Source organism: Rheinheimera soli (genome assembly GCF_031457405.1).
Taxonomy (GTDB): Bacteria; Pseudomonadota; Gammaproteobacteria; order Enterobacterales; family Alteromonadaceae; genus Pararheinheimera; species Pararheinheimera soli_A.
Window position 1 is genome coordinate 1 of sequence record NZ_JAVDWR010000007.1, and the last position, 14,422, is coordinate 14,422.

Here is a 14,422-nt window from a genome sequence, read left to right on the forward strand (position 1 = left end):
GCCCACACAGATGATTGATTGCTTATTGTTAAAGAGCAGTGCTGATGCGTCAGGGACGTTCAGCGGGAGGCGTATCTTACACTTCCCAGAATTTGGGTCAAGCCAGCGTTTTGAATTTATTTATCAAACACACCACTTAAACTACTTCGCTTCACTTTTGAGCCTTTCGACTCGGTCGCGCTTCGAGGCGGCCATTTTAGTGATTTTCAACTCCGTGTCAAGCGATGTTTTCCATCATTTTTCACTTCATTTCAAAACCACCCCAGAGCTGCTTTCGCACTACCCCGTTGGCATGGCGCGCATTATAGGGAGTTTTTAATCCTGCACAACCCCTAAAATGACAATTTGATGATATTCGAGATCGTTCGCTCAGAAAAAAAGCAAAACGGCCAAAAAAGAGACTTTTTCTTCTCCTAAACAGGGATACGCAGACTATTATCGACTTTTTCTGGGCCACCAATCATTTCATCGTACGCAGATTGATGTTGTAACCATGCTTTTTTGATCGTTGCATCTGCCAAAGATTGCTTCACCTGCTCCACACTCAAAAAACGTTGAGGTCTGTTCTCTGCGTCTACCAGAAAGGCTACTCTGTCATCATAGTCTACCTGAGCCAAATAGATGCCCATTTCAACTGAATAGATCACCAACTCGTTAATCACCACATCCTGGCGGTTAAGGTGTTCCAGTCTGTGCATAATACAATCCTCATTCAAGTAAGTTTATTACTCTACGAGGCAGGATTCAGTCTGGATTTATTTAGAAGTAGAAAGGACGACTAAAGTCGTCCTTTCTGTGAAGAGGCAATCAGAAGTCGTATTTAGCACTGAACTGCACGCGATTTAAATCACCTTCGTCTCCTGACAGGATTTCGCGGGTAGCGTGACGCAGCTCGACGCCAAACATCAGCTTACTGGCTGCCTGATAAATAAGGTTGACTGCATAACTGCTGGTATTGTCTGTTACAGCTAAACCAGTTAACTGTGCGTCATTATCAATGTGCTGAGCTGAATAGATCAGGCTTGAACGCCATTTATCGGCCCAGGCATGTTTATAAGCCAACGCATAACCAGTGACTTTAATCGCATCGAGTTTGCCTGCGGCATCAAGTACTGCATCGTTGCTGGTGTTTAACCCTATATAACGGCCCAGACCTTCGCCACTATTAATAGTGAAACGAATATCGTCCGTGGCTGAGATATTGTATTTGCCTGACAAAGACACTGCATAACCATTGGTGCTGTCATCCAGACCAGCAGATTCAATAGACAGCTGGCGAGCCATCACAGCCAGCGCAACAGAACCCCAATTCGCTGCATGGTGGTATTTAACGACTACGTCTGGCACTGAGTTATCGTCCGTCACTATACGGGCGCCACCGCCGTTTGGTGTCACAGTTGTTTCAGGGTTTTCCAAAGCAACCTGCCAGCCGCCGTTGGTGTAACGCACCTGAGCCTGGCGGGCAAAGATCACACCATCTGTATTACCGATAAAATCCAGACTGTCAGGTAAGGAAGCAAGGTCCATAAAGGTGGACCAGGTTTGGCCCATCAGCCAGTTGTCATAAGTTAAGAACGCATGTCGAAGTTCAGGAGCATAACCATTACTGATCCGTTCATCGCCAATAGGGTAAGTCGACATCATATCGAACTCGAGGGTGCCGTTAATCTTCTTACCGTTATCAAGGGTTGTTGCTGTTTTTAAGAAGAAACGGGACTGGCGGGCATGGGCGTCGAAGGTCGCAGATTCTCCTGTACCACCTACAGGAGTAACACCTGGCACGTAGAAATCACGTCCTACACCTGTAGGAATTTGTCCATCTGATGTGTCTGTCCACATCGTATCTAATTTAATGTAACCGCCATAGGTCAGCTCAGTATCCCCAAAGGTCACCGCTGCAAAGGCCTGACTACTAAGTGCGCTGAAAGATAATGCCACTAAGCTGGCAAGAGGTTTTTTCGTCAGCATTGTTTTCTCCTGGTCCAAGTTAAAATGTTGTTATTGTCTGTACCACCGTTCAACTTTGGTTTGCTTTTGCCAAAGCGACAATTAGCCTTTAGTCGCAGATTGTTTTTTATTCAGTTGCATCACAGACGTCTGAGGTTGACTTGGCTAGACTAAGGTCTAATGTTGTTAGCAACTTAAAAAAGGTAGAACAAGCACAGCCATAACAGGTGGTTGTCGCTATTGGACTAAGCCACCGAGCCTACAAGACAGGGGAATATTAAAATGAGTCACGCCCAGCTTTATCCGGTACCAGATCACACCAAAGCAAAGACTTTGGTGACTAATGAGCAGTATCTGGCGATGTACGAAGAGTCGGTGAATCAACCAGACCAATTTTGGGCTACACATGGCAAACGGATCAGTTGGTTTACTCCTTTTACCAAGGTAAAAGAGACCAGCTTTGATTTAGGCAATGTGCATGTGAACTGGTTTAGCGATGGCAGCCTGAATGCAAGCTACAACTGTCTGGATCGTCATCTGCCAGAAAAAGCCAATCAGGTTGCTTATTATTGGGAAGGGGACGAACCCGGCGTGCAAAAAGCCGTGACTTATCAGGAGCTATACGACGAAGTTTGTCAGTTGGCCAATGCAATGCGCACTTTAGGTGTGGGCAAAGGCGATCGGGTTACTATTTACTTGCCGATGATCCCGGCTGCAGTGGCCTCGTTGTTGGCTTGCGCCCGAATTGGTGCTATTCACTCTGTCGTTTTTGCAGGATTTTCACCTGACGCTTTAGGTAGTCGTATTCAGGACTGTGATTCAAAATTAGTCATCACGTCCGATCAGGCCGCTCGTGGCAGCCGTTTAACTTATTTAAAAGACAACACCGATCAGGCGTTAGCACATTTAGGCGACGCTAACCCGGCTAAGCATGTGATAGTCGTCAAGCATGTTGGTGAAAATATCGATTTCCATCAGGGCCGCGACTTGTGGTATCACGAAATTCTGGCAAAAGAGCCGAAGCACTGTGAACCTGAAGTCATGAACGCTGAAGATCCACTGTTTATCCTTTATACCTCAGGCTCAACCGGCAAACCTAAAGGTGTTCTGCACACTACAGGTGGTTATATGGTCTGGGCTTCGATGACACATCAATATGTGTTCGACTATAAAGAAGGTGATATTTATTGGTGTGCCGCTGATATTGGCTGGGTCACAGGACACACTTATATAGTCTATGGCCCTCTGGCCAATGGCGCGACCAGTGTTTTATTTGAAGGCGTACCCACTTACCCTAGCGTGAAACGTATTGCTCAGGTGGTTGATAAATACAAAGTGAACATCCTTTATACGGCACCAACCGCTATTCGCGCTTTAATGGCGCACGGCAGTGTGGCTGTGGACGGAGCTGATTTATCTTCACTTTCTATATTAGGCAGTGTGGGTGAACCTATTAATCCGGAAGCCTGGAGCTGGTATCACGCCAGTTACGGCAAAGGTAACTGCCCTATTGTCGACACCTGGTGGCAAACCGAAACGGGCGGCATTTTAATTACCCCTCTGCCAGGAGCCACAGATTTAAAACCTGGTTCTGCGACACGACCATTTTTTGGTGTCAAACCTGCCATTGTGACCAACGAAGGTGAATTAGTTGAAGGTGTGGCTGAAGGTAACCTGGTGATCCTGGACAGTTGGCCTGGTCAAATGCGCACTGTGTTTGGTGATCATGAACGTTTTGAACAGACGTACTTCAGCACCTATAAAGGTATGTACTTTACCGGCGATGGCGCTAAACGTGACGAAGACGGTTATTACTGGCTGACTGGCCGTGTCGATGACGTACTGAATATTTCAGGCCACCGTTTAGGCACAGCTGAAATAGAAAGTTGTCTGGTTGCTCATGATGCAATAGCTGAAGCCGCTGTCGTTGGTTATCCACATGACATCAAAGGTCAGGGTATTTATGTTTTTGTCGCCCCTCGTGTTGGGGTAGAACCCAGTGATGAGCTCACCAAAGCAGTACGCGATTGGGTACGTCGTGAGATCTCCCCTATTGCAGCACCAGATATTATTCAATGGACTCCCAGCTTGCCGAAAACCCGTTCTGGTAAAATTATGCGCCGGATTCTGCGTAAAATTGCTGCCAACGAATACGATCAGTTAGGCGATATCTCTACTTTAGCCGATCCGTCAGTGGTGGAACATTTGATCCAAAACAGATTAAACCGCTAATCTGTTGACAATAAGTTGCTAATGTTTAATTAATAGCAACAACACTTTAGCTGAACCCAGCCTATGCTTTTTAGCACAGGCTGGGTTAGGAGTTTTATATGGCAAAGTTAATTGTCGCAGATGACCATCCGTTGTTTCGAAATGCACTGATCCATGCGATCAGTAATACCTTTGTGACCAAAGCTACTATAGAAACTGATAGCTTTGAGGCCACCTGCGAAGCCCTGCAACAGCATCCTGATGCCGACTTGTTACTGCTGGATTTACATATGCCTGGTAACTGTGGTTTTTTGGGGCTGATCCAACTTCGTAAACAATACCCAACCTTGCCTATAGTCGTCATTTCAGCCAGTGACGATGTGGATGTGATTAAACGTGTGATGGCTTTTGGTGCTTCAGCCTTTATTCCAAAATCGTCCCATCCTGCAGAAATTGGCAAGGCCTTAAGTGCGGTGATTGACGGAGAGCTGTGGGTTCCACCTGCCATTCGTAGTCAGGTGATGAACCAGCAACAACATCAGCCCGATTTAGATCTGGCCGCTAAGGTAGCGGAACTCACCCCTCAACAATATAAAGTATTGTTTTATTTAACCGAAGGCTGGCTGAACAAACAGATTGCTTATGATCTACATATTTCTGAAGCGACAGTAAAAGCCCATATCACCGCTATATTCCGTAAACTTGGCGTCACCAACAGAACTCAGGTGGTGATCCAGGCCCAGCGTCTGCAACTGGAAGCGCCTGCTGACAAGACGTTGGTCGCTCAATAGTTTTTGAGCGACACAGAGTTCAATAGAAAGAAAACATAACAGGCCTGATTATTCAGGCTCGTTGTTTTGGTGCGGCAATTGAAACTCATCGATAAAAATTTGCCAGAATACTAAAAATAGCGCTGCCACCATAGGCCCTAACACAAAGCCATTGATACCCATCAGGGTAATACCGCCTAAAGTGGAAAACAGCACTAAATAGTCAGGTAATTTCGTATCGCGTCCAACCAGAATAGGTCGCAGTATATTGTCGGCCAGACCTATGACTAAAGCCCCATAGGCAACCAGAATAGTAGCAATTACCCAGTCGCCAGTGGCATACCAATACAAAGAAACCGGCAACCAAACCAATGCAGCCCCGACTGCTGGTAACAATGACAAAAATGCCATCACCACGCCCCACAAAATAGGTGCAGGCAAACCTAATAACCAGAAAATGAAGCCACCCAAAGCGCCCTGTACTATAGCTACCACCAGGTTGCCTTTGACTGTGGCACGGGTCACTTCAGCAAACTTAGCAAAAAGTATGCGTTCGCGCTCATCACCTAAAGGCAGAGCTTTAACCAATAACTCGACTAAACGAGGACCTTCACGCAGTAAGAAAAAGCTCAGGTACAACATCAGACATAAACTCAGGATAAAACCAAAGGTATTTTGTCCGATCGCCAATGCCTCTTTTGCCAACAAGCGACTGGCCTCTACTGCGCCGGATGACATTTTTTCACGCAAACCATCGGTTTGAATACCAAAACGCCCCAAAAACTCGGTGACGACCGGAAAAGCCTGACGTATAGCTTCGATAAATCCGTCCGGATTAATTTCTCCTTTTTCAATTTTGCCGTAAAAAGCCACGCCTTCCTGAATAAAGGCGGCACCAATAGCCAGCACAGGCAGGATCACAACCAGCATGCAAAGCAGCAGCGTTAACAGAGCGGCCCTGTTAGGTTTGTTGCCAATCAGATGTAAAATTTTGATGTGAACCGGATAAAAAATGACCGTCATGGCACAAGCCCAAAAAATACTGCCCCAAAATGGTTCCAACACCAAACCAAAAACCAGGGTCACAATGACCAACATCACTAAAAAAACCCGTTCTTCTAACTTAGCCAGCATAAAGCGCTCCATTGCTGTATTTTATTCTCTTTGCCGCATTTAATCACAAAGACAGCAAAGCACCTAGAAACTGTATTACGAACGTTGATTTTTTAAATGATTAATACCAGCCCGCAGTGCCGCAGGTTTAATAGGTTTGGCTAAAAATAATAAACCCGCCGCTTTAGCCCGCAAGGCTAAGTCAGGCTCGGGCGCTGCTGAAACTAAAATGCCGGGCACTTTGCCCCAGTACTGCTGCAGCTGTTGATACAGTTCCAGACCGTTTAGTCCCTGCCCCAACTGAAAGTCCAGAATCAATAAGTCTGGTTTAGTTAAGGCAGGAGCTTGCTCTAGCAACTGCTCTGCACGGACATAACTCTTCACCTCCCCAAGCTGCCACTGCTCCAGTAATACCCGCAGTGCCGCCAGATTCGAACTGTCATCGTCCACACAAAACACCTGCCATTGCGGTAATACAGAGCTTTGAGTCTCTGCCACAGTCTGGTCTGCTGCTATTGCCTGATCAGATGCCAGAGGCAAATACAAACTAAAGACAGTGCCTTTACCCACCACAGACCGAACGTCCAGTTTGTGGCCTAATAATTTTGTCATTCGTTGCACTACGGCAAGACCAAGGCCTACACCCTGCTGCCCTCTGGCCGTGCTGTCAACCCTGTAAAAATCATCAAAAATACGTTTGAGTTCATGTTCTGCCACACCAGGGCCTGTATCCCATATTTGCAGCAACAGCAGCGCCCCTCTTTTACGACAAGACACCAGAACCTGGCCAGATGGCGTGTATTTAATCGCGTTACTTAAAATGTTCTGCAGAATACGTCGCAGATATGTCGCATCACTTTGCACTTGCCATTCGCCAAAATGAGAGCGAAGTTTCAGTTGTTTCTGATCAGCCAGCCAGCTGAATTCATCTGCCAGCGGTTGTAAAATGCTGTTCAACGCCACCACCTGGGTTTTAGGCTGCAATCGGCCATCATCCAGCCGGGCTATATCCAGCAAGGTTGCAATGAGCTCTTCAGTGGCTTTCAGCGAATTATCTAACTGATGAATAATTTTTTGCTGGCTTGTTTCTGCACTCTGCCCCTGCAAAGCCGCAGTAAAAAGCCGGGCAGCATTGAGCGGCTGTAAAATATCGTGGCTGGCTAAAGCCAGAAAGCGGGTTTTTGAGACATTGGCCGCTTCTGCCTCGGCCTTCGCCTGCAATAACTGCAACTCAGTGGCACTGCGGCGTGTAACCTCTTCCACCAGCTCCTGATTCATTTCACTGATACGCTGAGTCCGTTCCTGTACCCTTTGCTCCAGATGTTGTTTAGCCTCAGCCAGTTGCTGCACAGCACGCACATGTTCGGTAATGTCGGTAAAGCTGGTCACAAATCCTCCACCAGGTATAGGATTGCCGCGCATTTCTATCACAGAGCCATCAGGCCTGACCCGCTGAAACACATGAGAAGTGCCATTTTGCATATGAGCAATACGTTTCGCCACATGCTCTTCGGGTGCACCTTCGCCAAAAAGTCCCCGCTCGGCATTAAAGCGCACTATATCCGCCACTGGACGACCAATACGGATCATGCCATCCGGGTAGTCAAACATTTGCAGATAGGCTTTGTTCCAGGCCACCAGTTTCAAATCCCGGTCTACCACACTGACCCCCTGGCTTAAATGCTCCAGGGTTGAGAACAAAATTTTGCGGGAGAACTGAATCGCCTGAGTGGTATCGTCAAACAGAGTAACAACATCTTCCAGCTCCAGTTGCCTGCCTTCTGTAGCAGCGCTCACCACAGCCAGCGCTGAAGCAGCACCTATAACCCCTGCCAGCTCCCGCTCAACAAAAGCAATAAGTTCAGGCCCTGCAATACTGTCTGTCAGGTCAAGGTCCGGAAAACGACGCTGAAACTCTGCCATAGCTTCACTGCATCGTTGAGCACCGATAAAACGTTCCAGCAGCATAGTGATATCTGTTCTGCGAACCCGTGCTCGTCTGACTGGTGTTTCTTTGTGTTCCAGTGGCAAGGTAGGTTTCACAAAGGCCGCGGCCTGCAGGCGGTCTTTTAAATTCACTTTGACCAGTAGGGAGAACGACAAATAACAGCTCAGATTTAATCCTAAGGACCAAATCACACCATGGCTTAAGGTGTCCAGTTGCATACCAAACAAAGAGGTTGGTTTTAAAGCCTCAATACCAAATAAACCCTGTTGCAACACCGTCTGTTCAAGTACCCCTACAGCAGCCAGCTGTGGCACCATCAGGCAGAAAAACCACAAAGCAAAACCAACAGCCACACCGGCATAAACACCAAAGGCATTGCCATGACGCCAATACAAACCACCCACGACGGCTGGAGCTAACTGAATAGCCAGGGCAAAAGCCAATAACCCTGTTTCAGCCAGTTCATAATTACGGGCAAATAAAGCGTAGTACCCGTACGCCAGGACCATCACCACAATAATCATGGTGCGGCGCACCAACAAAATCAGACCGCTGTAGTCTTTAATACGCTGGCCATGGCCAGGACGACGTAAAATGGCGGGCATCACCACGTCATTACTGATCATGGTACTCAATGCCAGTGTAGAGATAATAATCATTGAAGTTGCTGCGGAAAAACCGCCGATAAACACCAGTACACTTAAGGTATGCCAACCGGATTTTTCCGGGATCAACAACACAAAACTATCAGCCAGATGCTCCTGTCCCGGAAATAAATGCATACCTGCTAACGCAATAGGGATAACCACCAGTGTGACTAACAACAAATAGCTGCTGTACCAGCGTTTGGCATGGCGTAAATGCCGGTGATCGACATTTTCAACAAAAGCGACATGAAACTGACGGGGAAGTAAAAAGATAGCCGTCATCGCCAGTAATGTTTTAATCGCAAAAGAGAACCAGCTGTTATGTTGTGTGCTGTTTTGCAGGTGGCTGGCATGATCAACAAACTGGCGGACTCCGACCTGATCAGGCAATAGCAACCAATAGGCCATGAATGCCAGACAAAGCAGAGCAAACAACTTCACCACAGACTCGAAGGCTATAGCCACCATCACACCACGGTTTTGCTCCGTCAGTTGCACTTTGCGGGTGCCAAACAAAATCGCAAAGACAGTCATAGCCATAGCACTAAACCAGGCTGTGTCCTGCCACCAGGGTAAGGACTGATCAGATAAATCATGCCCCAGCAGCACCTGATAGGAACTGGCGACGGCTTTTAATTGCAAGGCAATATAGGGGATCACCACCACCAGACATAACAAGGCAGTGACTAAAGCAATGTTCTTACGTTTACCATAACGGGCACTGATAAAGTCAGTAATAGAGGCCACGTTTTGTTTTTTCGCCACATACAACAGCTTAAATAAAAACGGTTGAGCAAACAGAAACACCAGTATAGGTCCGAGATAAATCGGAATATAGTCCCAGCCCTGAGTCACAGCTGTACCTACAGCGCCATAGTAGGTCCAGGAGGTGCAATACACAGCCAAAGCCAGGCTATACAGCAGCCCACCATACTTTCGTAGTAGTTGATCGCCGGCATGGCGTTCGCCCCAGTTGGCGATAAAAAACAGCAAACCTACATACAACAAGGCCAATAAGGCGACTATCCAGGCTGACAAAGCGCACTCCCCTCTGATTTCTGAGGTTACTTTTGGCATAAAGCTGCAGAAAGTCAATGATCTGGCGTCTGAGGTTCGACTAAAGTCGGGCTATCGCTTCCCACACCTACTGCTAGATTAAGCATGCTAGTCAACAGAATTTCTATAACAACCACAAAAAACAAACAACAAGAGGAAGACAACGATGGCATTTCAAAGCAATGAATTAGCCAAAGCCTATTGGCGGGAGAACGTCTCGCTGATGCTCAAACTGCTGGCGGTCTGGTTTACAGTATCCTTCGCAGCCGGAATTTTATTTGTAGACCAACTGAATATGGTGCAGTTTTTTGGCTTTAAGCTCGGATTCTGGTTCGCGCAACAAGGCTCTCTCTACACCTTCGTTCTGCTGATCTTTATTTACGTCATCAAGATGAATGCACTTGATCGTAAATACGATGTTCACGAAGACTAAGGGGTAGATGATGGACTTACAGACTTTAACTTATTTAGTGGTCGGGGTGACTTTTGCCATCTATATTGGCATCGCCATCTGGGCTCGCGCCGGTTCAACACAGGAGTTCTACGTAGCTGGTGGCGGTGTATCGCCTTTAGCTAACGGTATGGCAACTGCTGCTGACTGGATGTCTGCCGCGTCATTTATCTCTATGGCCGGTTTAATTTCTTTCATGGGCTACGACGGCTCTGTCTACCTGATGGGCTGGACAGGTGGTTATGTACTGCTGGCTTTATGCTTAGCCCCCTACCTGCGTAAGTTTGGTAAATTTACAGTACCTGACTTTATAGGTGATCGTTATTACTCTCAGACAGCTCGTACAGTGGCTGTAATTTGCGCCATCTTAATCTCCTTCACTTATGTGGCAGGTCAGATGCGTGGTGTAGGTGTGGTGTTCTCCCGCTTCCTTGAAGTTGATATTACGACAGGTGTGATCATCGGTATGGCCGTGGTATTTTTCTACGCTGTATTAGGGGGTATGAAAGGTATTACTTACACTCAGGTTGCTCAGTATTGTGTACTGATTTTTGCTTACATGGTGCCGGCAGTCTTCATCTCTATCATGATCACAGGTCATGTATTACCACAAACAGGTTTAGGTGCAACTTTGCTGGACGGCTCAGGCATGCATTTGCTGGAACGACTGGATGGGCTATCGGCTGAGCTGGGTTTTGCAGCTTACACCGAAGGGACTAAATCCACAGCAGATATCTTTGCTATTACCGCAGCCTTAATGGTTGGTACTGCAGGTTTACCTCACGTTATTGTGCGTTTCTTCACAGTACCACGGGTAAAAGATGCCCGTATATCTGCTGGCTGGGCCTTGATTTTTATCAGTATTTTGTACACAACTGCTCCAGCTATAGGTGCATTTGCCCGCTACAACATGATTGATACCATCAATGGTCCTGATGCTCAGGGTACGTTAATAGCAGAAGCTCCAACCTGGATCAAAAACTGGGAAAAAACCGGTCTGATTAAACACGAAGATAAAAACGGTGATGGTCGTATGTTCTACTCAGGTGATGAGCGCAACGAAATGACGATTGACCGTGACATCATGGTGTTGGCAAACCCGGAAATTGCTCAGTTACCTGATTGGGTGATTGCGCTGGTCGCCGCTGGTGGTATAGCTGCAGCTTTATCCACAGCAGCAGGTTTATTACTGGTGATCTCAACATCGATTTCGCACGATTTACTGAAACGAAATCTGATGCCCAATATCACCGACAAGCAAGAACTGTTAGCAGCCCGGGGCGCAGCAGCTGTCGCTATAGTGATTGCTGGTTACCTGGGTATTAACCCGCCAGGTTTTGTCGCGGAGGTGGTGGCTTTTGCCTTCGGCTTAGCTGCGGCGAGTTTCTTCCCTGCTATTATTCTTGGTATTTTCTACAAGAAAATGAATAAGGAAGGTGCTATCGCTGGTATGTTGGCAGGTATCATTTTCACTGTGGGTTATATCCTGTACTTCAAGGGTATTTTCATCACCCCATTTGCTGAAAACAAACCTGAAAACTGGCTGTTTGGTATCTCTCCGGAAGGCATAGGTGCAGTGGGTATGTTGGTGAACTTTGTGGTGGCCTATGCTGTCAGCAAATTCACCAAAGAAGTACCGCAGGATGTGCAGGATATTGTTGAGAAAATCCGTTTTCCCAAAGGTGCAGGTGAAGCTCAGTCTCACTAAAAACCTGGAAAAAAACAGACCCTGACAAGGCGTGGCAACACGCCTTGTTTTTTGACAAAGCAGGAAGGTTGTATGCAGGTTCAGGAAGTAGTGTCTTTTCTAAAGCAAACTCCCCCTTTTGACGATTTAGCCCCTCATGTGCTGGAGAGCGTCTGCAGGGATCTGAGTGTGGTGTACCTTGCCTCAGGCGAGCACTTGCTGCCAGAACCTCAGTTGCTTCTGATCCGCTCCGGCTTATTCGCATTAAACACCGAACAACAACGTCTGACTCATTTACAAAGTGGCGATTTTTATGGCTACCAATTACTGCTGACAGGCCTCGCCGACCCCGACACTATCCTTTGTGAAGAAGACGGACTGGTGTATTTTTTGCCTCAGGAGAGTTTTGATAAATTACGCCATCAATACAAAAACTTTGATTTGTTTTTCCAGCGCCTATTTAGCCGCCGTTTGCATTTGTACCAAAGCAATAAACAACAAAGCACCTCCACACTAAAAGTTGCAGACTTAGTGACCCGACGTAAGGTGTCAATTGCCAGCAGCAATACAGTGCAACAAGCCGCGCTTCTGATGACAGAGCAACGGGTGTCCTGCCTGTTAATTGAGCAGGACGAACAGCTGGTAGGTATTCTGACCGACCGCGACTTACGTAGCAGAGTAGTGGCCAAAAGTTTACCTGCCTCTACCACTGTCAGCGAGGTCATGACCAAAACACCACAAAGTATCGAAACAGACCGTTTTGCCTTTGAAGCCATTCAGCAAATGAGTCAATACAATATTCACCATTTACCAGTGGAACAGGATGGTAAAGCCATAGGGGTGTTAACCACCACAGATTTAATTCGCAGTCAGCAGGAACACCCTGTTTATCTGATCAGCCATATTCATCGTCAGCATCAGGCTGAAGGTCTGAATGCCATTACTCCTCAGGTGCAGCAATTGGCCATGCAACTGGCAGAGCAGCAGATCCCTTCCTATGAAGTCAGCAGTGTGCTAACCAGCATTATGGATGCCTTAGCACAAAGCTGGTTGCAGATTGCAGAACAACAACTTGGCCCAGCCCCTTGTGTTTATAGTTGGTTAGGCTTTGGCTCTCAGGCCAGACGGGATATGTTGCCCAGCGCCGATCAGGACAATGCGCTGCTGCTGGAAAAAGAGCCCAGCGGCGCTGTAGCCGACTACTTTTCAGCTCTTGCAGATATAGTCTGCAACGGCCTGGCTTCTTCAGGTCAGGCGCTTTGTGATGGCCATATTATGGCGTCCAATCCAGAATTACGATTAAGTCTCAAAGGCTGGTCGAATCGTTTTGCCAAATGGCTCAATACCCCTGCACCACAGGCGCTGTTAAGCAGCAGTATCTTTTTTGATATGCGGCTTATTTATGGCAGTAAAGCCTTGTTTAATGTGCTGCAGCAAGACGTATTAGCGCGCTGTAAAAATAACGAACTGTTTTTATATCATCTGGCGAAAAATGCGACGGAGCGCCAGCCTCCTCTGGGCTTTTTTAAACACTTTTTATTGGAGCAGGATGGCAGACAACGTAAAGGTCTGGATTTAAAAAAACGCGGTATCAGCCTGATCACCGATTTGGTTCGGGTGTATGCCTTGTCTGCAGGCATCCATGCAGTCAATACCAGAGAACGCTTAGCTTTATTGCAGCAACAGGCGGTACTGACTCAGCGCCAGCACCAAAATTTACAGGGTGCTTTTGATGTATTGGCGCATTTACGCTGGCAATTGCAGGCGGAGGATCTGAAACGCGGCCGGCATTTATCTAATTTACTGGACCCATCTCAATTAAATTTGCTGCAGCGCCATCAATTAAAAGACGCTTTTGCTGTGATCATTGACGAGCAGCAAGTACTCAGACAACGTTTTTGCCGGGAAATTTAAATGTTGAACTGGCTGAGAAAACCAGTCGCTGTGCATCAGCGGGTTCTGGATTATGAAAACGGGCACAGTATAGATAAACAATGCCTGGCCAGTAAAGCCAGTTATCTGGTGCTGGATTTTGAAACCACAGGCCTGGACGCAAAAAAACATCATATCGTCAGCGCAGGCTGGGTCAAAATTTCAGACTGCAGAATTCAGTTAAATTCGGCTGTGTATCAACTGGTGAAAAGCCCGACGTCAGTAGGGCAAAGTGCAGTGATACATGGTCTTCACAACAATCAGGTGCAGCAAGGAATAGAGCTGGAGGAGTTATTAAGCTTGCTGTTACAGGAACTCAAAGGCGCAATACTGGTGTCTCACCACAGCGCTTTAGAGCTGAATTTTTTAAAGCACAGCTGCCAGAACAGCTTTGGTCGCGCTCCTGCTTTTAAAGCAGTCGACACCTTAAAGCTGGAGCTGTATAAAATGCAGCTCAAAGGTGGGCCTGTCGCACAAAACTCATTGAGTTTGCCAGCCTGTCTGGCCCGCTATCATTTGCCTGAAGTGACAGAACATCACGCCTTATCCGATGCCTTTGGCTGTGCCCAATTATTGCTGGCGCAGCTAAAAACCAGAGGAGCTTCCTGTACCCTGGCGGAACTTTTTCAACAAAGCCGTTAACACGTAGGGAAGTAGCAA

At 47.1% G+C, this 14,422-nt stretch carries 11 protein-coding genes; 7 read left to right on the top strand and 4 right to left on the bottom strand.

Annotated features, from left to right (window positions below; translation table 11 throughout):
- Positions 1-319, top strand: a 319-nt coding sequence (locus tag J2W69_RS11560; protein WP_310278438.1) for a hypothetical protein, incomplete at its 5' end; no start/stop codon positions are given.
- 94 nt (positions 320-413) lie between these two features.
- On the opposite strand, the gene J2W69_RS11565 is transcribed toward J2W69_RS11560, so the two are convergent.
- Together J2W69_RS11565 and J2W69_RS11570 are read right to left on the bottom strand one after the other, a co-directional pair.
- Entirely contained in the window at positions 414-698 is a 285-nt protein-coding gene (locus J2W69_RS11565; RefSeq protein WP_310278442.1) for a DUF6482 family protein, read from the bottom strand.
- 109 nt (positions 699-807) lie between these two features.
- Entirely contained in the window at positions 808-1,968 is a 1,161-nt protein-coding gene (locus J2W69_RS11570) for a DcaP family trimeric outer membrane transporter (protein WP_310278444.1), read from the bottom strand.
- 261 nt (positions 1,969-2,229) lie between these two features.
- On the opposite strand from J2W69_RS11570, the gene acs reads away from it, so the two are divergent.
- Together acs and J2W69_RS11580 are read left to right on the top strand one after the other, a co-directional pair.
- Positions 2,230-4,179, top strand: a complete 1,950-nt coding sequence (acs, locus tag J2W69_RS11575; RefSeq protein WP_310278448.1) for an acetate--CoA ligase — start codon at positions 2,230-2,232, stop codon at positions 4,177-4,179.
- A gap of 98 nt (positions 4,180-4,277) precedes the next feature.
- The gene (locus tag J2W69_RS11580) at positions 4,278-4,949 is read left to right on the top strand and encodes a response regulator transcription factor (RefSeq protein WP_008898755.1); all 672 of its coding nucleotides are present in this window, start codon (positions 4,278-4,280) and stop codon (positions 4,947-4,949) included.
- Positions 4,950-4,997: 48 nt separating this feature from the next.
- On the opposite strand, the gene J2W69_RS11585 is transcribed toward J2W69_RS11580, so the two are convergent.
- The gene (locus J2W69_RS11585; protein ID WP_310278453.1) at positions 4,998-6,062 is read right to left on the bottom strand and encodes an AI-2E family transporter; all 1,065 of its coding nucleotides are present in this window, start codon (positions 6,060-6,062) and stop codon (positions 4,998-5,000) included.
- Between the two features lie 75 nt (positions 6,063-6,137).
- The gene (locus J2W69_RS11590; RefSeq protein ID WP_310278456.1) at positions 6,138-9,674 is read right to left on the bottom strand and encodes a hybrid sensor histidine kinase/response regulator; all 3,537 of its coding nucleotides are present in this window, start codon (positions 9,672-9,674) and stop codon (positions 6,138-6,140) included.
- Positions 9,675-9,858: 184 nt separating this feature from the next.
- Between J2W69_RS11590 and J2W69_RS11595 the strand changes: the two genes are divergently transcribed.
- The 4 genes from J2W69_RS11595 (at position 9,859) to J2W69_RS11610 (ending at position 14,404) form a co-directional block, all read left to right on the top strand.
- Complete coding sequence (locus J2W69_RS11595; protein WP_310278459.1) at positions 9,859-10,125, top strand: DUF4212 domain-containing protein; 267 nt, start codon at positions 9,859-9,861, stop codon at positions 10,123-10,125.
- Positions 10,126-10,135: 10 nt separating this feature from the next.
- Positions 10,136-11,851 carry a sodium:solute symporter family protein gene (locus tag J2W69_RS11600; protein WP_310278857.1) on the top strand — a complete coding sequence of 572 codons (1,716 nt, stop codon included), beginning with the start codon at positions 10,136-10,138 and terminating at the stop codon, positions 11,849-11,851.
- Between the two features lie 72 nt (positions 11,852-11,923).
- Positions 11,924-13,744 (top strand): putative nucleotidyltransferase substrate binding domain-containing protein, encoded by a 1,821-nt coding sequence (locus J2W69_RS11605; RefSeq protein ID WP_310278462.1) that lies wholly within the window; start codon positions 11,924-11,926, stop codon positions 13,742-13,744.
- Positions 13,745-14,404: a 3'-5' exonuclease gene (locus J2W69_RS11610; protein ID WP_310278465.1), complete on the top strand. Its 660-nt coding sequence runs from the start codon at positions 13,745-13,747 to the stop codon at positions 14,402-14,404.
- The last annotated feature ends 18 nt before the right edge of the window (positions 14,405-14,422 follow it).